Annotated in this window: 19 protein-coding genes; 1 reads left to right on the top strand and 18 read right to left on the bottom strand. The window is 59.9% G+C overall.

The features are described 5' to 3' along the window. Window positions 1-18 precede the first annotated feature (18 nt). Window positions 19-1,323 carry a citrate synthase gene (gene gltA / locus ACZ5C3_RS14810; RefSeq protein WP_464030822.1) on the top strand — a complete coding sequence of 435 codons (1,305 nt, stop codon included), beginning with the start codon at window positions 19-21 and terminating at the stop codon, window positions 1,321-1,323. A 72-nt stretch (window positions 1,324-1,395) separates the two neighbouring features. Here gltA and lpxB read toward each other — a convergent pair whose 3' ends face one another. The 18 genes from lpxB to ACZ5C3_RS14720 form a co-directional block, all read right to left on the bottom strand. After that, a complete protein-coding gene (gene lpxB / locus ACZ5C3_RS14805) occupies window positions 1,396-2,571 on the bottom strand; it encodes a lipid-A-disaccharide synthase (RefSeq protein ID WP_464030820.1) in 1,176 nt (391 codons plus the stop codon). Next, window positions 2,571-3,425, bottom strand: a complete 855-nt coding sequence (locus tag ACZ5C3_RS14800) for an LpxI family protein (protein ID WP_464030819.1) — start codon at window positions 3,423-3,425, stop codon at window positions 2,571-2,573. Before ACZ5C3_RS14800 ends, lpxB begins: the two co-directional genes overlap by 1 nt. After that, on the bottom strand, window positions 3,422-4,252 hold the full coding sequence (gene lpxA / locus ACZ5C3_RS14795) for an acyl-ACP--UDP-N-acetylglucosamine O-acyltransferase (RefSeq protein WP_464030817.1): 831 nt from the start codon (window positions 4,250-4,252) through the stop codon (window positions 3,422-3,424). Before lpxA ends, ACZ5C3_RS14800 begins: the two co-directional genes overlap by 4 nt. 124 nt (window positions 4,253-4,376) lie before the next feature. Beyond that, window positions 4,377-4,835: a 3-hydroxyacyl-ACP dehydratase FabZ gene (gene fabZ, locus ACZ5C3_RS14790; protein WP_464030815.1), complete on the bottom strand. Its 459-nt coding sequence runs from the start codon at window positions 4,833-4,835 to the stop codon at window positions 4,377-4,379. Further along, on the bottom strand, window positions 4,835-5,920 hold the full coding sequence (gene lpxD, locus ACZ5C3_RS14785) for a UDP-3-O-(3-hydroxymyristoyl)glucosamine N-acyltransferase (protein ID WP_464030813.1): 1,086 nt from the start codon (window positions 5,918-5,920) through the stop codon (window positions 4,835-4,837). Before lpxD ends, fabZ begins: the two co-directional genes overlap by 1 nt. 235 nt (window positions 5,921-6,155) lie before the next feature. Next, window positions 6,156-8,657, bottom strand: a complete 2,502-nt coding sequence (gene bamA, locus ACZ5C3_RS14780; RefSeq protein ID WP_464044121.1) for an outer membrane protein assembly factor BamA — start codon at window positions 8,655-8,657, stop codon at window positions 6,156-6,158. A gap of 151 nt (window positions 8,658-8,808) precedes the next feature. Continuing rightward, on the bottom strand, window positions 8,809-9,978 hold the full coding sequence (gene rseP / locus ACZ5C3_RS14775) for an RIP metalloprotease RseP (RefSeq protein ID WP_464038346.1): 1,170 nt from the start codon (window positions 9,976-9,978) through the stop codon (window positions 8,809-8,811). 42 nt (window positions 9,979-10,020) lie between these two features. Further along, window positions 10,021-11,244: a 1-deoxy-D-xylulose-5-phosphate reductoisomerase gene (gene dxr, locus ACZ5C3_RS14770; RefSeq protein ID WP_464038345.1), complete on the bottom strand. Its 1,224-nt coding sequence runs from the start codon at window positions 11,242-11,244 to the stop codon at window positions 10,021-10,023. 4 nt (window positions 11,245-11,248) lie between these two features. After that, window positions 11,249-12,076 (bottom strand): phosphatidate cytidylyltransferase, encoded by an 828-nt coding sequence (locus ACZ5C3_RS14765; RefSeq protein ID WP_464044120.1) that lies wholly within the window; start codon window positions 12,074-12,076, stop codon window positions 11,249-11,251. 23 nt (window positions 12,077-12,099) lie between these two features. Further along, window positions 12,100-12,858 carry an isoprenyl transferase gene (locus ACZ5C3_RS14760; protein ID WP_464030809.1) on the bottom strand — a complete coding sequence of 253 codons (759 nt, stop codon included), beginning with the start codon at window positions 12,856-12,858 and terminating at the stop codon, window positions 12,100-12,102. Between the two features lie 11 nt (window positions 12,859-12,869). Next, a complete protein-coding gene (gene frr / locus ACZ5C3_RS14755; protein WP_464030807.1) occupies window positions 12,870-13,433 on the bottom strand; it encodes a ribosome recycling factor in 564 nt (187 codons plus the stop codon). A gap of 111 nt (window positions 13,434-13,544) precedes the next feature. After that, window positions 13,545-14,261 carry a UMP kinase gene (pyrH, locus tag ACZ5C3_RS14750; RefSeq protein WP_464030805.1) on the bottom strand — a complete coding sequence of 239 codons (717 nt, stop codon included), beginning with the start codon at window positions 14,259-14,261 and terminating at the stop codon, window positions 13,545-13,547. A gap of 68 nt (window positions 14,262-14,329) precedes the next feature. Next, window positions 14,330-15,253, bottom strand: a complete 924-nt coding sequence (gene tsf / locus ACZ5C3_RS14745) for a translation elongation factor Ts (RefSeq protein WP_464030804.1) — start codon at window positions 15,251-15,253, stop codon at window positions 14,330-14,332. A gap of 131 nt (window positions 15,254-15,384) precedes the next feature. Then, window positions 15,385-16,377, bottom strand: a complete 993-nt coding sequence (locus ACZ5C3_RS14740; RefSeq protein ID WP_464030803.1) for a 30S ribosomal protein S2 — start codon at window positions 16,375-16,377, stop codon at window positions 15,385-15,387. A 209-nt stretch (window positions 16,378-16,586) separates the two neighbouring features. Continuing rightward, complete coding sequence (locus ACZ5C3_RS14735) at window positions 16,587-18,848, bottom strand: caspase family protein (RefSeq protein WP_464030801.1); 2,262 nt, start codon at window positions 18,846-18,848, stop codon at window positions 16,587-16,589. A 176-nt stretch (window positions 18,849-19,024) separates the two neighbouring features. Then, window positions 19,025-22,555: a DNA polymerase III subunit alpha gene (gene dnaE / locus ACZ5C3_RS14730; protein WP_464030799.1), complete on the bottom strand. Its 3,531-nt coding sequence runs from the start codon at window positions 22,553-22,555 to the stop codon at window positions 19,025-19,027. A gap of 517 nt (window positions 22,556-23,072) precedes the next feature. Then, window positions 23,073-23,771, bottom strand: a complete 699-nt coding sequence (locus tag ACZ5C3_RS14725; protein WP_464030797.1) for an ABC transporter ATP-binding protein — start codon at window positions 23,769-23,771, stop codon at window positions 23,073-23,075. Window positions 23,772-23,779: 8 nt separating this feature from the next. Beyond that, window positions 23,780-25,048, bottom strand: coding sequence for a lipoprotein-releasing ABC transporter permease subunit (locus ACZ5C3_RS14720; RefSeq protein ID WP_464030796.1), 1,269 nt, complete (start codon window positions 25,046-25,048; stop codon window positions 23,780-23,782). Between the last annotated feature and the right edge of the window lie 63 nt (window positions 25,049-25,111).

Here is a 25,111-nt window from a genome sequence, read left to right as displayed (position 1 = left end):
CTCATCGGGGACTTCACGATGGACGCGAAAACCAACACCAAGAAAGCAACGCTGACAGTCGAAGGGAAGACTGTCGATTTCCCGATTTTGAGCGGCACCGTGGGGCCGGATGTCATCGACATCGGCAAGCTTTACGCCCAGACCGGAATGTTCACGTACGACCCAGGCTTCACCTCTACGGGAAGCTGCGAGTCGAAGATCACCTACATCGACGGCGACGAAGGCGTCCTGCTCTATCGCGGTTATCCGATCGAACAGCTTGCCGAGAAGGGTGACTTCCTCGAAACCTGCTACCTGCTGCTGTACGGCGAGCTGCCGACCAAGGAGCAGAAGGAAGACTTCGACAATCGCGTGACCCGTCACACGATGGTCCACGAGCAGATGGCCCGCTTCTTCCAGGGCTTCCGCCGCGACGCTCACCCGATGGCCGTCATGGTCGCGTCGGTCGGCGCCCTCGCCGCGTTCTACAACGACTCCACGGACATCTCCGATCCGACACAGCGCATGATTGCGTCCATGCGCATGATCGCGAAGATCCCGACCCTCGCAGCGATGGCCTTCAAGTACAACGTCGGCCAGCCCTTCGTTTATCCGAAGAACTCGCTCGGCTTTGCAGCCAACTTCCTCAACATGTGCTTCGCGGTGCCATGCGAGGAATACAAGATCAACCCGGTGATGGCGGAAGCGCTGGACAAGATCTTCATCCTCCACGCCGACCACGAGCAGAACGCATCGACTTCAACGGTCCGTATCGCTGGCTCGTCCGGTGCCAATCCGTTTGCCTGTATCGCGGCCGGTATTGCCTGCCTCTGGGGCCCTGCCCACGGTGGCGCCAACGAAGCCGCGCTGCAGATGCTCGCGGAAATCGGCACGGTCGACAAGATTCCTGAGTTCATCGCCAAGGTGAAGGACAAGAACAGCAACGTCCGCCTCATGGGCTTCGGCCACCGCGTGTACAAGAACTACGATCCGCGCGCGAAGATCATGCAGCAGATGTGCCACAAGGTGCTGGCAGAAACCGGTCACGGAAACGACCCTCTCCTGCAAGTCGCCATGGAGCTCGAGAAGATCGCGCTGCACGACGAATACTTCATCCAGCGCAAGCTCTATCCGAACGTCGACTTCTATTCGGGCATCACCCTGAAGGCGATGGGCTTCCCGACTTCGATGTTCACCGTGCTGTTCGCCGTCGCTCGTACCGTCGGCTGGATCAGCCAGTGGAGCGAAATGATCCAGGACCCGCAGCAGAAGATTGGTCGTCCGCGCCAGCTCTACTCGGGCGAAACGCGCCGCGACTACGTCCCGACGGACAAGCGCAAGTAATCGATCCCTATCTCAACATAAAAAGGCCGGTGCATCGCACCGGCCTTTTCTTTTTGGATGGATCCAATCGCTTCAAGAAGACGGTGGCAGAAACGCGATCACCCCTTCCGCCGCGAGTTCGCTGGGAGGCTTGCCATCGGTGGACATAATGTCTTCCAGACGAGCGAACGCATCGATCTGGCGCTGACGTGCTGGTGTATCGCTCAAGATATCCTTCAAGGCCTTGGAGAGATTCTCCGGCGTAAAATCTTCCTGAAGAAATTCGGGAATGACATTCTCGCCAATAATCAAGTTCGCCAAAATAACCGATGACGTCTGGATCACGCGGCGCGCGACAAAGGCTTCCACCGGCGTCACCCGATAGGCCGTCACCATCGGCACGCCGGCGAGCGCCAGCTCCAATGTCACAGTGCCTGATTTCGCCAAGGCTGCACGGGCCGAACGAAATGCGGCTTTCTTGTCGTCGTCGTTGACCACGATCTTCGGCTGAATCGGCCAGTCCGCGGCCGCAAGGCGAACGCTTTCGAGCAGATGCGGCACGGTCGGTAAGACCGGTTCAAACGCGATGTCCTGCCCGCGAAGCAATCGCAGCGTTTCGCCGAATGCCACCATGTTGCGCTTGATCTCGCTGCGGCGGCTCCCCGGCAGGACCAGCAGCAATGGTGGTGATGCAGAGCGGCGCGCCAGCTCGTTCGGATCCGGCCGCAGGACGCCGATATCCTCGAGCAGCGGATGTCCAACGTAAGTGCATGGCGGCCCGTCGAGTTTGCGGTGAACCTCCGGCTCGAACGGCAGCACCGCCAACAAACGATCGACATAGGCGCGCATGGCCTTGGCGCGGTGCGGCCGCCAAACCCAAACGGTCGGCGAGACATAGTCGACGATGGGTATCGACGGATCGCGGGCACGGACACGCCGCGCCACGCGATGGGTAAAGTCGGGGCTGTCGATAATGACCAACACATCGGGATGTGCCTTCAGCACAGCCTCGGTTGCCTCGCGAATGCGGCGCAGGATCACTGGCAACCGCTTCGGGATCGCGGCGAAACCGATAATCGACAGTTCTTCGGTCGGAAACAGAGATGTCAGTCCCTGCTCGGCCATCCGATGACCGCCGATGCCCGCGAACTCAATACGAGAACCGAGACGAGCCCGCAGAGCCTTGATCAAGCCAGCGCCGAGCCGATCGCCCGACTCTTCAGCCGCGATCAGAAACACTTTTTGGGGTAGCGCTGTGCGATCCAGCATCACGCAGGCAACCCGATGACGAAAACACCTGCCCGATCAGCCTTCGCGGTCATCACGTCGGCTTCCGCGACAAGGGTGCGACCGGCGACAATGCCAACGCCGGCGAGACCGGCTCCGATAACGCCATCGATGGTCCTTGGCCCGAGGGTTGGAAGATCGAAGCGCAGATCCTGTGTGGTCTTGGGCATCTTCACCAGCACGCCACGCCCTGGCTTGGCGCGTACACGCCCTTCGGTCCGCAGACGCGCGACCCGCGCCAGCAGCCCGTCGGTGCCTTCGATATCTTCGATCGCAACGACATGGCCGTCGATGACGACGACCGCCTGACCGACATCGAACGGGCTTAAAGCGTGCATCAGATCGCGGCCTTGCGCGATATCAACCTTCTCACCTTCGTCGGGTGTTCGGCGCGTGATGCTGCCTTCCGGCATCAATAGTTCAGGAGCGACATCCTGAATGCCGACGACCCGAAATCCATGACGCGCAAAGATATTGCTGATGCCCGACAGAAGATGATCATCGCCGCCGCGCAATGCCGCAGCGATGGCGGGAATCGCGCGCAGCGTTCCGAAGTCGAGGCGAATTTCCGACAGCGCCGGCCGCACCAGTCCGCCAATGAAGACGATGTCCCGGCACCCTTCCGCACGCATGAGACGTGTCAACCGTCCAACCTGGCCAAGCGCTATCCAATGATGAGGAAAGCGCTCAACCTGAGCCGGATCGCAGAAACCGCGGATCGCAAAGACAAACGGTTTGATCCCCCGCGCCTTCAGCAATTCCGCAACTGAAAACGGCAAGACGCCGCTCCCGGCAACAATACCAACAGTTGCGGAAAGGGAGGACGCCGTGGTCATGGGGCGTTGAGGTTAGAGCGTTCTGTAGACCTGGTGGGATTATTGTGGGCCATGCAGAGCGGGCGTTTGATGCCGTCTCCGATGAAGGTCAAAATCTCCGTGATCGCCGGATCTGCGCTTGCCATTGGCCGAAGAGCCTCAAGCCGCTCAGCAAAAATTCCGCCGCCGTGAAAGAGCCTTTGATAAAATTCGCGCACCACCTGAAGTCGCTTATGCGTGAAACCCCGACGTCGCATGCCGACGACATTAAGGCCCTCGAGGTAAGCGAACTGACCACTGGCAAGCCCATAGGGAATCACATCATGGCGGAGGCCGGAAACGCCACCAATCATAGCCTGCGGTCCGATGCGGACGTATTGGTGTGCTGCAGACAATCCACCAAAGAAAACGTAGTCTCCGACTTCGCAATGGCCACCTAACGTCGCCGAATTCGCGAAAACAACGTCGTTTCCGACGATGCAATCATGACCGACATGACTATAGGCCATGAAAAATCCACGCTCGCCGACGCGCGTGATCCCGCCTCCATTCACTGTGCCGATATTCATCGTCACAGATTCTCGAATGGTGCAGCCGGCTCCGATTTCCAGCTTTGTCGACTCACCGCGATAGCCCAACGATTGAGGAGCTGATCCGAGCGAAGCGAATGGATGGACTGTGCAGCCAGCGCCCAGCGTGGTTTCTCCGGAAACGTGCACGTGAGCGATGAGCTTGCAGTTCGGACCTATCGTAACGTTAGGCCCAATGATGCAGTAAGGACCAATTGAAGCGTCGTCTCCAATCACTGCACCGTCTTCAATCCGCGCTGTTGGATCGATCTTGCTCATCAACTCCTCTTGTCAGTCTCTTTCGTGCGAACGCCACTTCTACTTAGGCGATGCAAGACATTTCATGTGGTCATGAATTGTTACGCATGATGACGAAAGACCAATTCGTCCTTCCGCCGTAGCTTTAATCCGCCAGCATAGCCCCGACATCGGCTTCCGCGACGACCTTGCCATTGACGCGCGCTTCTCCGTGAAACCACCACATCTCCTTGCGGCGTGTGATGAGGTTCATGTGGTAGTGGATGACATCGCCAGGCCCCGCGGGCTTGCGGAATTTGCACTTGTCGACAGTAAGGAAATACACCGCCGTCGGCCGGTCGGTTTCAGTGGACAGCATGCCAATGACGCCCGCCGTCTGCGCCATGCCTTCAATCATTAAGACGCCTGGATAGATCGGTCGATTTGGAAAATGACCGGCAAGCTGAGGCTCGTTCATCGTCACGTTCTTGATGCCGATGCCGCTGAAATCGCTGCGAACCTCGATCACCCGATCGATGAGCAAAAACGGATAACGATGCGGCAACGTTTTGAGAATCGTCCCGATGTCGACCGTTTCGATGGTGATTGGCGCCTGCGCTTCCATTATGTCTGCCCCTTGTCGCCCGCAGCGGACGGCTTCGATTTCGTTTTCTGACTTCCTTCCCGGCCCAGACGTTCGACCTCGAACAATTCGCGGAAGAACTGCTTGATCGGCTTGGCCGGTGACCCGCCCCACTTCGCTCCGGCCGGCACCTCACCGACGACGCTGCTGCGCGCGGCAATCTGCGCACCATCGCCAATCGTTGCATGGTCGCTCACGCCAATGCGCGCGCCGAGGATGACGCCGTCGCCCAGGGTGGAACTGCCCGCGATACCGCTTTGGCTAACGACAATGCAATTCCGCCCAATGATCACGTTGTGGCCGATCTGGACCAGATTGTCGATCTTACTGCCTTCCCCGATCACCGTGTCGTTCAGGGCGCCCCGATCGACCGTGGTGCCTGCACCGATTTCGACGGCGTTCTGGATGATCACCCGTCCGGTCTGTGGGATTTTAAGGTGCCCCTTGGCCCCAGGCAGATAACCGAACCCGTCCTGGCCGATCCGGCAGCCGGGATGAATAATAACCTCGTTCCCGATCAGGGCGTAGAGCACGGTTGAGGATGCGCCGATACTGCAGTCGCGGCCGATCCTGACCCCGGCCCCGATCACCGCGCCGGCTCCAATCACCGTTCCTGAACCGATTTCCACATCCGGCCCAATCACAGCCAGTGGATCGACAACCACGTCCTCCTCAAGCCAGGCTGTGGGGTGGATGACGGCAGAATCTGCTATCTGGCTATGGTCGAAGCAGGAAGCAGGCCGCAGCGCGTCCGGGTAAAGCTGACGCATCGCCGTGATAAACGCGCGATACGGGCTGGCCACCTTCAGAACCGCGACATGAGGCGGCACGGAGGCTTCCAAAAGCTCGTTCACCAGAATGGCCCCTGCATGGGTCCGCGCCAGCTGGTCGGCGTATTTCTTCTGCTCGCAGAATGTCAGATGGATTGGCCCCGCCCGGTCCAGCGCCGCCGTTCCGGTAACCACACGCCCCCCGAGGGAGGCATCGGCCAGCTGGGCCCCGGTCAGTGTCGCCAAATCCGCCAGCGTTGTGGGCTGAGGGCGTTTAAAGAACGTCGGCTGCGTCATTTCACCCGCCGCGATGAGGGAAAACCACTTTCCCGCGACGTGATCCTCAACTCGCTGACGGAAAATGCCAAGTCCCGCTGATTTGAGCCTGTCAAATCCATGGGGCCTTTGTCTCGGTGTAAGGCTTTTTCGCGTGTAATACGAGCCTGCATCGGCAGAAAAAGCTGACTATACAACAACAAAGCGGGTACCGGCTGACCCGATACCCGCTTTGCCTTTAGATCCACTTGCCGGCTTAGAACGACGTTCCGCCGCCGAACCGGAATTCCTGAACCTGATCGTACTTGCTCTTCGTAACCGGCACTGCGTAGTCGAAGCGCAACGGTCCGAATGGCGACTGCCAGATCAAGCCCACACCAACCGAAGTACGAACCAATCCATTATCTGCACCGATGGTGAGACATTCGTTGGTCACAGCCCAACAGGTCGGTCCCTTGTAGTCAAACAACGAACCAGCATCCGCGTAGACAGCGCCTTTCAAGCCGACTTCCTTGGGCAGGAACCAGAACGGCATCTGCAATTCGACCGATGCGCCCCAGTACTTCGTACCGCCGAGGGCGTCGTTATATGTACCCGGCGTAATGTCGCGTGGACCGATACCAAGCGGGGCAAAACCACGAACAAGGTTTGGTCCCATCTGGAAGTGATCCAGCATGCGGATATCCTTGCCCGTCTCGTTCAGGATACCGCCCTGAAGATGGAGCAATCCGACGATGTCAGACACGATCGGGGTGTAGGCCTTAATGTCGCCAGTGGTCTTGAGGTAGCTCACATCGCCGCCGACACCTGCGAAATCCTGGTTCAGGGTCGCGAGAATACCCTGCGTTGGATCCTTGTTGTTATCGAGCGTGTTGTAGGCCAGCGAGTAGCCGACCGCCGAGGTCAGCGCAGCACCGTTGGCCAGTTCCTTACGAACTGCGAGAGAGGCTTCGCCGTCGATGAAGCAGTTGTTGCCGCCGATAGCTGAACTAAACGGTCCGGGCTGAACTGCACCGGGGAAGGGTCCGACAGCGCTAGGATTCGCCGCAACAAAAGCCGGGGTTGGGAAGAAGTTCGGCCCAGGATTGTTCTGACAGTTGGTCAGATAATCCGGCAGCGTGATCTTCTGCTGCGAGATCGAGTAACGCACCTGCAAGTTCAGGTCTTCACGCAGTTGGAAGCCAAGGCGCGGACTGAAGCCCAGCGTTGACGTGTCGTAGGACACATAGCTCGAAGCGAGCTGCTTGCGCTGATAGAAGTCGAGACCCAGAGCGACGCGGTAACCCAGCAAATACGGTTCGACGAAGGACAGCGAGTAGCCCTGCGTGCGCTGGCCGTATTGAACCGACGCCTTCGCAAACAAGCCACGGCCAAGCAGGTTACGCTCAGAGACGCTGACTTCACCCAGCAGACCGTCGGCAGTCGAGTAACCGCCCGAAACCGAGAAGTCGCCAGTGGACTTTTCTTCAACGTCAACGTTGAGAACAACGCGGTCGTTCGAAGATCCTGGCTCCGTGCCAATTTTTACGGTCTTGAAGTAGTCGAGGTTCTTCAGGCGGCGCTCGGCGCGATCAACCAGCGCGCGGTTATACGCATCGCCTTCCGAAATATCGAATTCGCGACGGATGACATAGTCGCGGGTTCGCGTGTTGCCGCGAACGTTGATCCGCTCAATGTAAGTCCGCGGCCCCTCTTCCACTGCAAACACGATCGAAACGGTGTGCGCTTCGAAGTTGCGATCGCCACGTGGCTTCACGGTTGCGAACGCATAGCCACGGCGCGAGGCTTCAATCGTCATTTCCTCAACGGACTTCTCGACCGCTTCGGCGTTGTAGACAGATCCGACGCTGACACGCGACAGGCTGCGGAATGAATTGCCGTCTAGGGTCGGAATCGAGGACTGGAACTCCACCGAACCCACACGGTACTGCTGACCTTCCTCGATCTTGAAGCTGACGATGAAGCCCTTGCGCTCAGGGTCATACTCAGTCAACGCGGCGACGATCTGAACGTCGGCGTAGCCATTCTTCAGGTAGAAACGACGCAGAATGTCACGATCCGCTTCGACACGGTCCGGGTCATAGACGTCGTTGCCTCCGAGGAAGCTCAGGAAGTTGGATTCACGAGTCTTGATCACGTCCTTCAAGCGATAGGTCGAATAGGCCTGATTGCCGATGAACTCGATAACCTTGACGCCGGTCTTCGCACCTTCGGTGATTTCGAACACCAGATCGACGCGGTTGTTCGGCTGATCAATGATCTTAGGCTCAACACGAACGTCGTAACGGCCGTTGCGGCGATAGATTTCGGAAATGCGCGAGGTATCGGACTGAACCATGGCGCGGGACAAGGTGCCGCGAGCCTTGGACTGAACTTCCGCCTGCAGCTGCTCGTCCTTGACCTTCTTGTTGCCTTCGAAGGCCACTCGGTTGATCACCGGGTTTTCGACGACCACAACCACCAACCGGCCGCCGGCCTGGTTGATCTTCACGTCCTGGAACAGACCAGTCTCGATCAGGGCCTTCAGGCCGTCATCGATTTGCACGCTATCAAGGCGACCGCTGGGGCCAGGCTTGAAATAGGAACGAATGGTATCGGCTTCGATGCGCCGGTTACCCTCAACGCCAATAGACGCGACGGTCTGGGCAAACGCTGGGGACGACACAAACGACGCAGTCGTTACTGCCGCAACTGGCAACGCACACATGATGAGGGCGGCGGCTAACCCACCCCGTAGCACTCGCAATCCAAACATCATGCGCCAGGCGCCCTTATCATTCTTTTGCCGACTGATTCCAGCCGGGAGATTCCCACTTGTTGCCCGCTTGTAGCTAATTTTAACCAGCGGGCAAATGTCCTTTCGCAGCGCAATTCCAATTTCCCAACAAGACGTTGCTGATCGGCCACGTTTATCCAAGCAAACTCTTGAGCCAAGGTACCTGGTGCACGTCATTATAGAACGTAAAGACTACCAACATCAGAATCAGCGCCAGCCCAACGCGGAAGCCGAACTCCTGCGACCGGTCCGACATTGGGGTGCCTTTGAGCGCCTCAACCGCATAGAACAAAAGGTGCCCGCCGTCCAAAAGCGGGACTGGAAACAGGTTCAGCAGACCGATTGAGACCGAAAGCACCGCCGCGAGGTGGATGAGAGGCACCAGACCAAGGGTCGCGACCTGTCCCGATATCTGGGCGATTCGTACCGGGCCACCGATCTGGTCGGTACTGGCACGGCCCACGAGCACCTTGCCGATATATGACAGCGTCTGGTCCACCACGAACCAGGTTTCCTTGACGCCGAGCCAGACTGCGGTTGCAGGATCGACGCGTTGAACGGCAGCGGCATCCTCAGGCGACGTTGCCCGGGTGATGCCGAGAACCCCCATCCGATGGGTGTTGCCAAAGTTGTCCGTCACCTCGCGCAGTTCCGGCGTTGCATGCAGAGTCACGATCTCGCTGGCACGCTTGACCGTAAAGGTCATCGGAACGCCTGCCGAGGAGCTGACGATTCGCTGCATGTCGGTGAAGTTCTCGACGGTCTTGCCGTCGATCGCCGTCACCACGTCGCCGGATTTGAAACCGGCCGCCGCCGCCGCACTGCTTTCCTGAACTGTGTCGACCCGCGCACTCTGGTTGGGCTTGCCAAAGAAGGTGAACAACGTCGCGAAAATAACGATGGCCAAAAGAAAATTGGCGATCGGCCCCGCAGCAACAATGGCCGCGCGCGGACCAACCTTCTTGCCGTGGAAGCTGACCGCCCGCTCCTCATCGCTCATCTTGGTCAGAGCGTCTGAGGACGGCGTGCTCGCCTCGGAGTCGTCGCCGAAAAACTTGACGTAACCACCGAGCGGGATCGCCGAGACCCGCCAGCGTGTGCCGTGACGATCGTTGAATCCAAAGAGCTCAGGCCCGAACCCGAGCGAGAACGTTAACACCCGGACGCCGGCCCAGCGGGCGACAAGAAAGTGCCCGAGCTCATGGAAGAAGACGACAATGGTGAGAACAAACAGAAACGGGACTATGTAGCCGATCAGGCCATGACTTAACGTACTGAAACTATGGAGTAAAAAGTCCACAATTAAATCCCTCACCGGCCAGTCTGAAACGCGGTCCCCAATCGTCTAGGATGCCTTTAAGGCTATTTGAGGCAAGAGGGTTCCCGCAAGATTTCGTGCATTATGGTCAACATTCAGTGCGTCATCCGCACTGGCCGGGGCCTTGTTGTTACTTTGGCGAGCCATGGCGTTCATCGTGGCCTCGACCAGCCGCGGAATGCCGCCAAAACCGATCTTCCGATCGAGGAAGGCAGCCACCGCGACCTCATTTGCAGCATTCAAAATAGTCGGCGCAGCACCACCTGCAACCAGGGCTTCCTGCACAAGACGTAGCGCCGGGAAGCGGACTGGATCTGGGGCTTCAAAGGTCAGCTGACCGATCTGTGCGAGATCGAGCTTGTTCGCCGGACCATCAATCCGCTCGGGCCATGCAAGACAATGCGCGATCGGCGTGCGCATGTCGGGCGCTCCCATCTGCGCGACGACCGAACGGTCGCAGAATTCGACCAAGCCATGAATGATCGATTGGGGATGCACCAGCACATCGATCTGGTCGGCCTTCAATTCGAACAGATGATAGGCCTCGATGATTTCGAGTGCCTTGTTGAACATGGTCGCGGAGTCGATGGTGATCTTTCGTCCCATGCTCCAGTTCGGATGCTTGAGTGCCTGCTCGACGGTCGCGTTCTCGATCTGCGCCAGCGTTGCCGAGCGGAAAGGTCCTCCCGATGCGGTCAAGATCACACGCACGAGATCTTCACGGCGGCCAGCACCCATGGCCTGAAACAATGCGTTGTGCTCGGAATCGACCGGCAGAACCGTCGTTCCATTTGCCGCAGCATGACGCATAAAAACTTCGCCGGCACAAACAAGGCATTCCTTGTTGGCCAAAGCGACGACCTCCCCGCGGCCGGCGGCGGCCATGGCCGGCTTAAGCCCGGCAGCGCCGCTCATCGCGGCCATCACCCAGTTGGCCGGGCGAAGTGCTGCTTCGACAAGAGCCGCCTCACCCGCGCCTGCCTCGATGCCGGAGCCGGACAGCGCATCCTTCAGATCGGCGTAATGTTTCTCATCGGCAACGGCCGCGAACTTCACGTTCAGTTCGCGCGCGAGCTTGGCCAGCTCGACGACGTTGCTGTGCGCGGTGACGGCTTCGACGCGAAACTTGCCCGATGAACGGCGCACCAGATCAACCGTGCTCTGACCAATGGAGCCTGTTGCACCAAGAATCGTGACGACACGATCCTTCGTCAACGCATGTTGATTCTTATTCAGAGGAACAGCATTCATCACATCACCAAACCATGAAACCGCGGGCAACGCCATCAAGGCCGCCGCGCATAAAGCCAATCAACGCAGCGAAAACAATCGCCGCAACGAAACCGTCGAGCCGGTCGAGCAAACCGCCGTGACCGGGAATAATCTGGCTCGAATCCTTGACGCCGAACCGGCGCTTGATTGCAGACTCGAACAGATCGCCAAGCTGAGACACCACGGAGAGTACCGTTCCGAGCATCAGCAGCGGAAACATCCGGCCGAAGCCGAGAAGCGCGAATGCCGCGGCAATCACCAGGCTTAAAACCAGCCCACCAATGGCACCGGCCCAGGTCTTCTTTGGACTGACGCGTGGCCAGAGTTTCGGCCCGCCGATGCCACGCCCAGCAAAGTAACCGCCGATGTCGGTCACCCAAACCACGAGCAAAACAAACATCAGCGCAACGAACCCCATATCGGGATCAGCACGCATCAGCACCGCCGCGACAAGAGCAGCGGCCGCGTAAGCGAGCCCGCTCGAGGTCCACCGGCGCTGTTCTTGTGCAAGAAGCGCGGACAGGATTAGACCAACCGCGAGAACCGCCAGCATCAGACCCGGCTTGCCAAGCGCAAGTAACAATCCGGCCGCCACCAGCGCCGCCACGCCCACGCCGACGATCGGCCAGTTCCGCGAGGCGCCGACGATCATCAGCCATTCAAAATACAGCAAAGCCGCTGCCGCCATCACGAGCAGAAGCCACAACCAGCTACCAATCCAGGCGATTGCGATGGTCAGCGGCGCCAGCACGAGCGCCGCGACGACCCGCATGAACAGATTGCTCGCGCCGCGGGGTACATCTGGCGTCATTGGGGTGTCCGGCGTCACGCCGCTTACGATCCGGTCTTCGCGACCAAGCCGCCAAAACGGCGCTCACGAGTCGCGTATTCGGCAATCGCACCTTCAAGCGCCGCTTTATCGAAATCGGGCCAATGAACGGGCACAAACACCAGCTCGCTGTAAGCCGCCTGCCACATCAGGAAGTTCGACAGACGCTGTTCGCCGCTGGTACGGATAATCAGATCGGGGTCCGGAATGTCCGGCGCATCGAGATGCTGTCCCAAGGTCTCTGCCGTGATCGTCGACGGATCACGCTTGCCTTCCGCGACTTCCCGCGCAAGGCGTTGCGCCGCGCTCGCAATCTCCTGCCGCGATCCGTAATTGAACGCGACCACAAGCGTGAGGCGATCGTTGTTGCGGGTCAGATCTTCGGCTTCTTTCAACAATGCGCAGATATCGGGATCGAGACCCTCGCGCTGACCAATAATACGTACGCGCACGCCGTCGGCATGCAGTGTTGCGAGGTCGTTGCGGATGAAGCGCCGCAGCAGACCGAACAGATCGCCGATCTCGCTCGCAGGCCGCGACCAGTTCTCCGAGCTGAATGAGAAAATCGTCAGATACGAGATGCCGAGTTCGTGCGATGCACGCACGACCCTGCGCAAGGCTTCGACACCACGGCGATGCCCCTCAGCACGCGGAAGTCCGCGCGCCGCGGCCCATCGGCCATTGCCATCCATGATGATTGCAACATGCCGCGGGCCGCCGGATCTAGCCGGTCCATCGGTCTTGGGCATGGCGCCATTGGACATCGAGGAAGCTCTTAAACAGTGAGAATTTCTTTTTCCTTGGTGGCCAGCAGCTTGTCGATGTCAGCGATGGTGGCGTCGGTGGCCTTTTGAACCTCACCCGAGTGACGCTCCTGGTCGTCTTCGGAGATCTTGTGATCTTTTTCGAGCTTCTTGACGACATCAAGACCGTCACGGCGAACGTGACGAACGGCGACGCGCGCAGCTTCCGCATATTTATGCGCAACCTTCACCAGTTCCTTGCGGCGCTCCTCGTTGAGCTCGGGGATACGCAACCGGATCACCTGTCCTTCCGTGGCCGGGCTGAGGCCGAGGTTGGAATTGACGATCGCGGTCTCGACGGCCTTGACCATCGACTTATCCCAGACCTGAACCGACAACAGCCGCGGCTCAGGCACGCTCACCGTCGCCACCTGATTTAGCGGCATGTGGCTGCCATAGGCATCCACTTGCACCGGCTCAAGCATCGAAATTGCGGCACGTCCGGTACGCAATCCGCCCAGCTCGTGCTTCAACGAGCTGACCGCGCCTTCCATACGACGCTTCAAGTCGTTGAGATCAAAATTCCCGGTCGTCATGCGATGCTGCTCCTTCTTCATCCGACACGCTGATCAAGGATGAGCTGTGCCGCATATCTTCTTGTTTTCGCACGATCTTTCCCGAGGTCATCTCGGAGATCATGTGATATACTAACCAGAGACGATCGTCCCCTTGCCCTTCCCGCTCAGGATCGCGCCGATCGACCCTGGCTCCGCAATCGAGAAGACGATGATAGGCAATGACGTTTCCCGGGCAAGCGCGAAGGCTGTCGCATCCATCACCTTATAGCCACCTTCGACGGCCTGTGAGTGGCTCAGTCGTTCGAACCGGGTCGCGGTCTTATCTTTTTTCGGGTCCGCGCTGTAGACGCCGTCAACATTGGTGGCCTTCAGCACCGCCTGCGCACCAATCTCTGCCGCGCGCAGCACCGCCGTCGTATCAGTGGTGAAATATGGATTACCGGTACCGCCAGCGAGCAGCACGATCCGGCCTTCAGCCAGGTATCGGTGTGCGGCGCTACGCGTGAACAACTCGCAGACCTGCGGCATGACGAATGCGGACAGCGCGCGTGCGGATTGGCCCTTGCGGCCCAATGCGGATTCCAGCGCCAGGCAATTCATCACTGTGGCGAGCATCCCCATGGTGTCGCCGGTCGTTCGCGAAACGCCGCGAGAGGAGACTTCCACACCGCGAAAGATATTGCCGCCGCCGACGACGACTGCGATTTCGACTCCGAGCTCGCGCGCCTTGATCAGGTCGCCGGCGATACGGTCGATGGTCGGCTGATGAATGCCAAAGGCCTGATCTCCGGCGAGATATTCGCCGGAGAGTTTGACAACGACCCGTCTGTAAGCCGGTTCACCCATAATGCGATCGCCCTATCTATCGAGTTGAGCGCATTCCAGAGCAGTGTTCCGGCCGATGCGCCGTGTCGTCAGCCCTGCCCGGCAGCGGCTGCGACTTCAGCAGCAAAGTCCGATTCCTGCTTCTCGATTCCCTCGCCGAGAGCATAGCGCACAAATCCAGCAAGCTTGATAGGCGCGCCGACTTTACCCTCGGCGTCCTTCACGGCCTGTCCAACGCTCTTGGCGTTGTCATGAATGAAGGCCTGCTCCACCAGGGTGACTTCCTTGTAGTAGGTCTTCAGGCCCGATTCGACGATCTTCTCGATCATCGCATCCGGCTTGCCCTGCTGACGGTACTTGTCAGCCATAACGTCCTTCTCGCGGCGCACCGCTTCCGGATCGAGGCTCGCGGCGTCGAGCGCCTGCGGGTTTGACGCGGCAACGTGCATGGCGATCTGGCGGCCGAGGGCTGCGAGTTCGTCCTTCGAGCCGGTGGATTCGAGCGCCACAAGCACACCCAACTTGCCGAGGCCATCGATGACCGCGTTGTGGACATAGCTGGCGATCACGCCGCTGTTGACCGAAAGCGAAGCCGCGCGGCGCAACGTCATGTTTTCGCCGATGGTTGCGATCGCGTCCTGAATGGCGCGCTCGACCGTGATATCGCCGACCTTGGCAGCCTTGATCGCCTCGACATCGGCACCGGCCTTGAGGGCGACCTGGCCGATCATCTTGACGAGGCCCTGGAACTGCTCGTTGCGCGCAACGAAGTCGGTCTCGGAGTTCACTTCGACAACAACGCCCTTGGTGTCGGACACGACAGCCGCAATCAGACCTTCCGCAGCAACGCGACCGGCCTTCTTGGCGGCCTTCGACAGACCCTTTTTGCGCAGCCAATCGACCGCCGCTTCCATGTCGCCGTTATTCTCGTTGAGAGCCTGCTTGCAATCCATCATGCCTACGCCGGTCTTCTCGCGCAGATCCTTGACCATTGCTGCTGTGATCGTTGCCATCGTCGGATATCCTTTGCCTGTGCGGGCCGTGCGGCGCAGCGAAGTGCTGGCAAGCCGGGATCGACGCGCAGGATTTTTCTACTCTGGAAATATCGCGGCCGGGTGACCCGGCCGCGAGATCGCTTTGCCGCTTATTCTGCTTCTGCAGTAAGCGCCTTGGACTGGGCAACCCAGCCGTCCACACGTGCCGGCAGACCGACTTCGTCGCCGATCTTGTGAGCGGTGTCGTGGTCGAGCTCGGCAATCTGCCAGAAGTGGAAGACGCCAAGATCGTTCAGCTTCTTCTCGATCGCGCCGGACACGCCGGTCAGCTTCTTGAGGTCGTCGGCCACGCCGCGCGGACCAGCAAGCCCCTGGAAGCCAGCAGACTTCGCAGGTACGGCTTCAGGCGTCGGGTTGGCCAAAGCACCGATGTCGATGCCTGAATCACCCTGACCGCGAGAGATGCCATCAATGGCTGCGCGAGCGATCAGATCGCAATACAGCGAGATTGCACGGCCAGCGTCGTCGTTGCCAGGGATCACGTAGGTGATGCCCTTCGGATCGGAGTTGGTATCGACAACCGCCGCGACCGGAATGTTGAGCCGTTGGGCTTCCTGAATCGCGATGTCTTCCTTGTTGGTGTCGATCACGAATATCAGGTCAGGCAATCCGCCCATGTCCTTGATGCCACCGAGCGAGCGGTCGAGCTTGTCGCGCTCACGCTGCAGCGTCAGGCGCTCTTTCTTGGTGTACTGGGCACCTTCGCCCGAGTTCAGCATCTCATCGAGCTGACGCAGACGCTTGATCGAACCGGAGACGGTCTTCCAGTTGGTCAGCGTACCGCCGAGCCAGCGCGAGTTGACGAAATACTGCGCGGAGCGCTTCGCGGCTTCCGCCACGCCATCCTGCGCCTGGCGCTTGGTGCCGACGAACAGAATGCGACCGCCCTTGGAGACGGTGTCGCTGACAGCCTGCAGCGCGCGATGAAGCATCGGCACGGTCTGGGCGAGATCGATGATGTGAATGTTGTTGCGGGCACCGAAGATGTAATCCGCCATTTTCGGATTCCATCGGTGAGATTGGTGACCAAAGTGCACGCCAGCTTCCAAAAGCTGACGCATAGAAAATTCAGGTAGCGCCATTGATGTATTCTCCGGTTGGTTCCTCCGGAAACGTGTGAGCAAGACGCGCCTTCTAAAGCAGAATTGCCTTGCGGCCGGCTTGCCACCGGACGGCCTTTGAGAGCCATGTTTCCGTGTGAGATGCGCGGCTTATAACCACCCGACTGCCGTTAAGCAAGCGATTCCAGCGGCTTTTCAGCCGTTCTCCTTACAGCCAGATCCCGCGCCCTCTACTGCCCCGGAGGCTTTTGGGCCGCCGGAGCCGGACGTGCGGGAGCTGCCGGACGAGGTGGAGCGGCTGGACGTGGTGCCATTTGAGGGCGAGGAGCCATCTGGGGACGGGGCGCCATTTGCGGAGGCGCGGCTGGTCGAGGTGCCATCTGAGGCCGGGGCGCCGCTTGCGGAGCTATTTGGGGCCGCGGTGCCATGGCGGGACGCTGGATTTGCGGCTGCGGCCGAGGTGCAATCTGAGGTCTTGGGGCCTGCGCCGGCCGTTGGAACTGGGGACGCGGAGCCGCCTCGGGACGTTGAGGCGGCCGAGCCTGGATCTGCGGCGAGGGCCGACCGTCCGGCCCGCCCCTACGACGATCGAGTTGTTGCATATCGGGTCTGGAACCGGGGCCAGGGCCTGAAGAAGGAGCGCGGGCGCCACGGTCCGGTCCCTGGCCGCGTTGTAGTCCCTCACGTCCGACTGCTGCTGCGGGTGGCGCACCCGTCGCGCCTGGTACCGGCAGTGTGTTCGCCCTGGGCACATCCCGCCTGTCAGCTCCCGGCAGTGGCCGGCCAGGAGTCACATTGGCATTGGGCAAGGCCGGCTGCTGCCCGGGAAGCGCCCGTTCGGGGCGTGCACCGACCGCTGCCGGCTGTCCCGGTCCCCCAGGACGGCCTCGGCCAGGAATCACGCCCGCCGGAGCTGTCACGCGTCCTCGACTGATCAAGTTGGCCCTGCGCGTTGCCGAAGGCGGCAGGCCGGGAGCAAATGCAGGTCGCTGCAGAGCAGTTGCGACATTTCCTTGGGGAACCGGTCTGAATCCCCCTCTGTTCCCCGGAAGCGACCTGCGATTGATGATGTTGGTGATGACCGCGCGGTTGTGGATGTTGGTGAATAGGAAGCGGTTGATCGGTGGCCGCACATAAATCGGCGGACGCACAAAGACCGGGATCGGCACGAACACCGGTTGCGGCAGATAGAAGATGCCGCTGTCCACCACAAGTGGCGGCTCAAGCGTGACAAAGTCATCCGGCGGTGGCGGCAGGAAAAACACCGCTGGCGGAGGCGGTGGTGCGAAATCATACGCCGGATCGCCGAACATCAGCACCGGCTGGTCGAAATAAGCGAGTTCGTCCGGCGGCGGTGGCGGGACATCATAGGCATACTCGTCGAAGCTTGGCGGCGGCTCAGTCGCGGCCGCAATGATCGCAAGCCGGCGACGCGCGTCGGCGGCGTGCGGACCGCGCGGATAACGTTTCAGATACGACCAGTAGGCTTGCGATGTATCGGCGTTGTAGGTTCGCCGCCACGTGATGGCTTCACGGCGTGCAGCAACGATCGCCCTTACCCGTTTTGCCATCGGATCGTCCGGGTACGCGGCAAGGAAGCTTTCGTAATCGGCCAGCGTGTCCCGCTCGAGCGCCGCGGTGTAGGCGTCTTTCGCATCCAGTTCGCGAATAGGTTTCGAGCGCTGAGCCGCATCCTGGTCTGCAGCCACGGCCGGCGCATCGGATGCACGCTCAAAAAACAGGAACTGTCCGTCGAGCTTTTGCGCGTCCCATGGCACTTCCGCGCCCTTGGTTACTTCGTTCACGCGCAGCCGCACGCGATTGAAAACCTCCGGCAGTGCGATGCCGCCTGCGCGGATCATTTCCGCCAGGGCCTGCGCATAGGCGCCGTACGATCCGGTCTCATTCGGCCCAACAGTGCCGGGCGTCGCGTTGAATGCCACAAGCCCTTTCGGTTCAGGCTCGATCAACGCAAGGCCGCCGGCCAGTGGCTGACCTTCTTTCGCAAACGGATGCGCGTGCGCAGCGTCGAGGACAAACACCGTGGCTTTCAGCGGTAACGCCGCGAGCTGGCGCATGTAGTCGCCCACGCGTAGCCCTTCGACCGGAATGTCCGTGTCGCGCTGCGCATTGGCATCGACCGGTAGAAAATAGTTCTCGCCCGCAAGCTGCACGCCGTAGCCGGCGAGATAAACAAACGCCACGGTTCCAGGTCCCGAGGATTGCGCCTTCTGGATGAAGTCGCGGAACGTCTGGCGCAACGTTTCGCCATCGAGGTCGCGTGCACCGACGACGTCGAAGCCCGCAGCCTGCAGCGTCTGCGCGATCAGGCCCGCATCGTTCGCCGCGGTCGCCAGAGGTGAACTCGCGTAGTTGCCGTTACCGACCACCAACGCGATGCGCTTCTCCTGCTCTTGCGCGTGCGATGCTGGAACACCGGCTGCAAAGAGAAAAAGCGTCGCAACACCTAAGAGCCTGGCAATTCTGCGCATGCGAAGTGTCCCATCCAAACGTGAGCGACGAGTGGATTCCTCACCGCATGAATAGAGTTTGAATGAAACACAGTGGAAACAAGGCAGAACACATCAACGCCTTATATCGCGACGCAATGTCGCAAGCGTAAGAGCGTTTGCGACATCGCTTACCGCGTGATCGCTAGGCGACGTTGTTAAAGCGTCTGAACGTCGACCACGCCGGCAACAGCCTTCAAGGCTCCCGCGATCTGCGGCGAGACCCGGAACCGGCCAGGAAGCTTCATCTCCACTTCCGTCTGCAGGTCGAGCATCATGATCAGCGTCACCTCGCCGTCGCCGCCGGACTGCAGAGGCGCGGACCTTACTGTCGGGATTCCGTTCGAGCTGCTTGCAGTCGATGTCTGATGACCCTCGAGCCGCTTCGCGATGGAGTCGAGCGGCTTGTCGTCGCGCACAAAGATGCGAAGACCCTTTTGCGTCTTCGCGGCGGCATCGTCGAGCGGCTCGGCATGAAGAATGCGCGCACGTACATCTTCACCCTGCAGTTCGGCGCCGAGCTGCAGGAGCACCGCAGTGCCCGGCTCGAGTACATCGCGATATTGCGCAAGCCCCTCGGAGAACAACACCGCTTCAAAGTGCCCGGTCGGATCGGACAGGCCGATGATGCCCATCTTGTTGCCGGTCTTGGTGCGGCGTTCCATGCGAGAAACGACCGTGGCCGCGACACGACCTGCCGTCGCACCACTCTTCACCGCACGCGAGAACTCGCTCCACGACTGCACGCGCAGACGCTTCAATGCGGTCGCGTAATCATCCAGCGGATGGCCCGACAGGAAGAAGCCGATCGCATCGTATTCGCGTCTCAACCGGTCCGCGGGCAGCCATGGCTCAATGTTCGGCAGTACAATGCTCGGTGCATCAGCCATGCCGCCGAACATATCGTTCTGTCCTGAGGTCGACGCTTCATGACTGCGCTGGCACGCGGCAAGAACTGCGTCGGCCCCCGCAAATACGCGCCCCCTATTGGAATCGAGAGTGTCGAACGCACCGGCCGCAGCAAGACTTTCAAGCACGCGCTTGTTGATGGCGCGCGGATTCACTTTGGAGGCGAAATCCGCTAGCGACGTGAACCTGCCTTCGCGTCGCGCTTCGACGATCATGTCCACGGCCTGACCGCCGACTCCCTTGAGCGCAGCCAATGCGTAATAGATCGTGTCGTCGCTCACCTCGAATGTCGAACCGGACCGATTGATGGACGGCGGCTCGACCTTTTTGCCGAGGCGCAGCGCTTCCGCTCTGAATTCGGACAGCTTGTCGGTGTTGTTCATATCAAGCGTCATCGACGCTGCGATGAACTCCACCGGATAGTGCGCCTTCATGTAGGCGGTCTGATAGGACACCAGCGCATAGGCCGCAGCGTGGCTCTTGTTGAAGCCGTAGTCGGCGAACTTCGCGAGCAATTCGAAGATCGTGTCGGCCTGCCCCTTGGGGATACCGTTCTTGACCGAGCCCGCAACAAAGATCTCGCGTTGCTTCTCCATCTCCGCGCGGATCTTTTTACCCATAGCACGACGCAGCAGGTCAGCGTCGCCGAGCGAGTAGCCGGCCATCACCTGCGCGATCTGCATCACCTGTTCCTGGTAGATAATGACGCCGAAGGTTTCCTTCAGGATCGGCTCCAGAATGGGATGCAGGTATTCGGGTTCTTCGTCGCCATGCTTGCGCGCGCAATAGGTCGGGATGTTCGCCATCGGGCCCGGGCGGTAGAGCGCCACCAGCGCGATGATGTCCTCGAAACGGTCGGGGCGCATGTCGATGAGCGCGCGCCGCATGCCCTGGCTTTCCACCTGGAACACGCCGACCACTTCGCCACGTGCCAGCATGTCGTAGCTGTCTTTGTCGTCAATCGGCAGCGTCGCGAGATCGACATGGACATTGCGCTGCTTCAAGAGCTTCACGGCGACATCAAGCACCGTCAGCGTCTTGAGGCCGAGGAAGTCGAACTTGACGAGGCCAGCAGGCTCAACCCACTTCATGTTGAACTGCGTGACCGGCATGTCCGATTTCGGATCTCGGTACATCGGCACCAGCTCGCTCAGCGGCCGGTCGCCGATCACGATGCCTGCGGCGTGGGTCGATGCGTGGCGTGTCAATCCTTCAAGGCGCTGCGCGATGTCGAACGCGCGCGCGACCACCGGATCTTCATCACGGAAGGCCTGGAGTTTCGGTTCGCTCTCGATCGCGGCGGCAAGCGTGACGGGCGCGGCCGGGTTTTGCGGCACAAGTTTCGTCAGGCGATCGACCTGACCATAAGGCATCTGCAGCACACGGCCGACGTCGCGCAACACGCCGCGCGCCTGCAGCGTACCGAATGTGATGATCTGTCCGACCTGATCGCGACCGTAACGCTCCTGCACATAGCGGATCACTTCGCCGCGGCGGTCCTGACAGAAGTCGATGTCGAAGTCCGGCATCGACACGCGTTCTGGATTGAGAAAGCGCTCGAACAGCAGGCCGAAACGGATCGGATCAAGGTCTGTAATCGTCAGCGCATAGGCGACCAGCGAGCCTGCACCGGAGCCGCGGCCCGGTCCGACAGGAATGCCCTGCGACTTGGCCCACTTGATGAAGTCCGACACGATCAGGAAGTAACCCGAATAGTTCATGCGGGTGATAACATCGAGTTCGAAGGCGAGACGCTTGCTGTAAGTCTCTTCCGTAATCCCTTGCGACAGACCGTGCGTGGTGAGCCTGCGCTTCAATCCTTCCTCGGCCTGACGCCGCAGCTCCGCGCCTTCAGCTGCCTCCGCATCGGCCGCGTTATCGCTTCCGACTGTGAAGCGCGGCAGGATCGGCTTGCGCGTCCGCGGACGAAATGCGCAGCGTCGCGCGATTTCGACAGTCGAGGCCAATGCCTCCGGCAGATCCGCAAACAACACCGCCATCTCGGCGCGGGACTTGAACCGGTGATCCGGTGTGAGCTGGTGGCGATCGCTCTCCGACACGAGTCGGCCGCCAGCGATACACAGCAAAGCATCGTGCGCTTCGTAATCGTCCGCGGTGGCAAAATGCGCCGCATTGGTTGCGACGAGCGGCAGCCCCTTCGCATAGGCAAGATCGATCAGGGCGGACTCGCACTTCCGCTCATTATCGAGACCGTGACGCTGCAATTCGATGTACAGGCGGTCACCAAACAATTGCACAAGCCGGTCGCACCGAGCTTCCGCCAATGCAGGCTGATCGGCGATGATCGCTTGTGCGACAGGGCCTTCTGCTCCACCCGTGAGCGCAATCAGGTGAGCGCTCTCACCTTCCAGCCATTCGGCCTTGATATGCACAGTCTCGTTGGTCGGCGTCTCAAGAAACGCGCGGGAGTTCAGCCGCATCAGGCTGCGATAACCTTCCTCACGCATCGCCAACAGCACGATGCGCGCAGGCGCCAGCGCATTGCGGGCGTTGGGATCCTGATCGCCGAAATCAACCGTCACGGCACATCCCGTGATCGGCTGGATGCCGGACCCAGCCAGCTTCTCGGAGAATTCCAACGAACCGAACATGTTGTCGTTGTCGGTCAACGCCAGAGCCGGCTGATGATCGGCCTTCGCCAGAGCAGCCAACTTCGCGATTGTGATCGACGCCTGCAGCAACGAATAAGCGGAATGGACGTGCAGATGCACGAATCCTGCGTCCGATCCGGCCAATTTCGATGATACGACGTTCGACATGGCAACCTGCAACCCTTGGATGTCTCTGCTCCCTCACCTGCGGCGATGGGAACAGAGCGACCGACTCAGCAGGGCCGATGGTGGTGCTTCGGCCCACAGGTGTCCACGTTCAAGACGCCGACAAACGGGCTCATCATCCTTTTCCCCAGTCCCTGGTCGGGACTGGGGAACCCAAAGCGTTTTCGAGCGAAGTGGCTACCGGTTCGCGTGAAGAAAACGCGTCAAACAGGATTCTACAGCTGAGGAATGACCTGGGCCCAGATCGCGATCATTCCGACGAACAGCACGACCGAGGCCAGCGCAGCAGCTTCTTCAACGAATGTCTTCAGCATGGATCGACTCCACTAAGAACATAATAGGAACATTGTTCTATTTTTGTTCTCGAAGTCAAGCAAGTCCAAAGCGCCGCGAAGCGACTGGCTTAATAAATTCCTAATATCAGCTAAGCTATTGATAAGAAAAGGAACTATCAGAGGAGTTGCCGGAACCATCGTTTCGCGATGTGAAACGGGTCAGTTCAGTCGAGCTCGACGACCTTGCCGTCCTCGATGGACACCCGTCGATCCATACGAGAGGCGAGCTCCATGTTGTGGGTTGCGATCAGCATCGCCACCCGCGTCGCCCGCACCAGCTGCATGAGCGCCTGAAATACGTGATCCGCGGTGTGGGGATCGAGATTTCCAGTCGGCTCGTCGGCAAACAAAACACGCGGTGCATTGGCGACCGCGCGCGCAATCGCGACACGCTGCTGCTCACCGCCGGACAACTCGGCAGGCCGGTGGGTGATGCGTTCGGACAAACCGAGATACGAAAGGATCTCCTGCGAACGCTTCACCGTTTCCTTGCGCGACAGACCGCGGATCATCTGCGGCATCATCACGTTCTCAAGGGCCGAGAACTCCGGAAGCAACCGGTGCGATTGATACACGAATCCGATGTCGGTGCGACGGATCTGGGTGCGCGCCGCGTCGGACAGGCTCGATGTGGCGGCACCGCCAATATAGACCTCGCCTTCGTCGGCGTGTTCGAGCAGACCGGCAATATGGAGAAGCGTCGACTTTCCGGTGCCGGACGGCGCAACCAGCGCGACAGACTGCCCTTCCCACAGCGCCAACGTGGCGCCGTCGAGGATCGTCAGTGTCCCCTCACCCTGCTTGTAGCGTCTATGGACATCATGCAGGTAAACGACCGGGACTTCCTTCTCCTCTTGCTCCATCCCCGTGCTCACTCGTACCTGAGAGCTTCGATGGGATCGAGACGAGCCGCCCGCCACGATGGGTAGAGCGTTGCCAGGAAGGACAAGGTCAACGCCATGATGACGACCGCAGCGGTTTCGCCCACGTCGACCTCAGCCGGCAGCTTCGAGAGGAAATAAAGCTCGGGCGAGAACAATTCCGTATTGGTCACCCACGAAATGAACTGCCGGATGGACTCGATGTTCAGGCAGATCAACAGACCCAGCAGAAACCCGACCAGCGTGCCGACCACACCGATGGCGGCTCCCGTGATCAGGAACACCCGCATGATCGAACCTTGGCTGGCCCCCATGGTTCGGAGAATGGCGATGTCGCTGCCTTTGTCCTTCACCAGCATGATGAGGCCCGACACGATGTTCAACGCCGCCACGAGAACAATCAGGGTCAGGATCAGGAACATCACGTTCCGCTCGACCTGAAGGGCGTTAAAGAAGGTGGAATTGCGCTGTCGCCAGTCGATCAGGAAGATCGGTCGTTGCGCCGCCTCGGTAACCGCTTTCCTATAGGTGTCCACCTTGTCAGGATTGTCGGTGTATATCTCGATCGAGGTCACATCGTTGGCGCGATTAAAGTAGGCCTGCGCCTCAGGTAACGGCATGAAGACAAACGACGAGTCGTACTCCGACATGCCGATCTCGAAGACTGCTGCCACCTTGTAAGGCTTGATCCGTGGCGTGGTGCCCATAGGTGTGATCGCGCCCCGTGGCGCAACCAGCGTGATGCTGTCACCGGCCCGCAGCGACAATTGATCCGCAAGACGGCGGCCGATGGCAACGCCTTGTCCCTCATCGAAGCCTTCCAGCGTGCCTTGCTTGATGTTCTTCGCAATCGAGGTGAGCTTGTTCAAGTCATCTGAACGGATGCCGCGCACCAAGACGCCGGAGGCATTGAACGGCGAGGACGCAAGCGCCTGCCCCTCAACGATCGGCGCAGCAAGCCGGATGCCGTCAACAGCAGCGATCCGCTCGGCAACATCGCGCCAGTCGGTCAGCGGCGATTCCAGTGGCTGAACAAGCAAGTGACCGTTGAGGCCGAGAATCTTGTCGAGCAACTCTTTCCGGAATCCATTCATCACCGCCATCACGATGATCAGCGTCGCAACGCCAAGCATGATGCCGAGAAACGAAAATCCTGCGATGACCGAAATGAACCCTTCCTTGCGCCTCGCCCGGAGATAACGGGTCGAGAGCAGCCACTCGAAGGGCGCAAAAGGTGGTGTCCGAACTGGCTCGCTCATGTCTGTTCCACTGTCCGGATTTTCACACGAATCGGGCTAATTCTAGTCCAGTGCGTCAGCGAC

The sequence above is a fragment of the Afipia dichlorophenoxyacetatis genome, assembly GCF_055386385.1.
The sequence above is the reverse complement of the archived record's forward strand: the minus strand, read 5'-3'. Positions and strand labels throughout refer to the sequence as shown.

Excerpts from the sequence above, each read along its gene's own strand:
- ACZ5C3_RS14800 (WP_464030819.1), bottom strand. The coding sequence starts at position 3,425 with ATGACCACGGCGTCCTCCCTTTCCGCAACTGTTGGTATTGTTGCCGGG.
- ACZ5C3_RS14725 (WP_464030797.1), bottom strand. The coding sequence starts at position 23,771 with ATGGAGCAAGAGGAGAAGGAAGTCCCGGTCGTTTACCTGCATGATGTC.
- lpxD (WP_464030813.1), bottom strand. The coding sequence starts at position 5,920 with ATGACGCAGCCGACGTTCTTTAAACGCCCTCAGCCCACAACGCTGGCG.
- lpxA (WP_464030817.1), bottom strand. The coding sequence starts at position 4,252 with ATGAGCAAGATCGATCCAACAGCGCGGATTGAAGACGGTGCAGTGATT.
- dxr (WP_464038345.1), bottom strand. The coding sequence starts at position 11,244 with ATGAATGCTGTTCCTCTGAATAAGAATCAACATGCGTTGACGAAGGAT.
- ACZ5C3_RS14740 (WP_464030803.1), bottom strand. The coding sequence starts at position 16,377 with ATGGCGCTACCTGAATTTTCTATGCGTCAGCTTTTGGAAGCTGGCGTG.
- fabZ (WP_464030815.1), bottom strand. The coding sequence starts at position 4,835 with ATGGAAGCGCAGGCGCCAATCACCATCGAAACGGTCGACATCGGGACG.
- ACZ5C3_RS14765 (WP_464044120.1), bottom strand. The coding sequence starts at position 12,076 with ATGACGCCAGATGTACCCCGCGGCGCGAGCAATCTGTTCATGCGGGTC.
- pyrH (WP_464030805.1), bottom strand. The coding sequence starts at position 14,261 with ATGGGTGAACCGGCTTACAGACGGGTCGTTGTCAAACTCTCCGGCGAA.
- lpxB (WP_464030820.1), bottom strand. The coding sequence starts at position 2,571 with ATGCTGGATCGCACAGCGCTACCCCAAAAAGTGTTTCTGATCGCGGCT.
- ACZ5C3_RS14735 (WP_464030801.1), bottom strand. The coding sequence starts at position 18,848 with ATGCGCAGAATTGCCAGGCTCTTAGGTGTTGCGACGCTTTTTCTCTTT.
- dnaE (WP_464030799.1), bottom strand. The coding sequence starts at position 22,555 with ATGTCGAACGTCGTATCATCGAAATTGGCCGGATCGGACGCAGGATTC.
- ACZ5C3_RS14760 (WP_464030809.1), bottom strand. The coding sequence starts at position 12,858 with ATGTCCAATGGCGCCATGCCCAAGACCGATGGACCGGCTAGATCCGGC.
- tsf (WP_464030804.1), bottom strand. The coding sequence starts at position 15,253 with ATGGCAACGATCACAGCAGCAATGGTCAAGGATCTGCGCGAGAAGACC.
- gltA (WP_464030822.1), top strand. The coding sequence starts at position 19 with ATGGACGCGAAAACCAACACCAAGAAAGCAACGCTGACAGTCGAAGGG.
- ACZ5C3_RS14720 (WP_464030796.1), bottom strand. The coding sequence starts at position 25,048 with ATGAGCGAGCCAGTTCGGACACCACCTTTTGCGCCCTTCGAGTGGCTG.
- bamA (WP_464044121.1), bottom strand. The coding sequence starts at position 8,657 with ATGATGTTTGGATTGCGAGTGCTACGGGGTGGGTTAGCCGCCGCCCTC.
- frr (WP_464030807.1), bottom strand. The coding sequence starts at position 13,433 with ATGACGACCGGGAATTTTGATCTCAACGACTTGAAGCGTCGTATGGAA.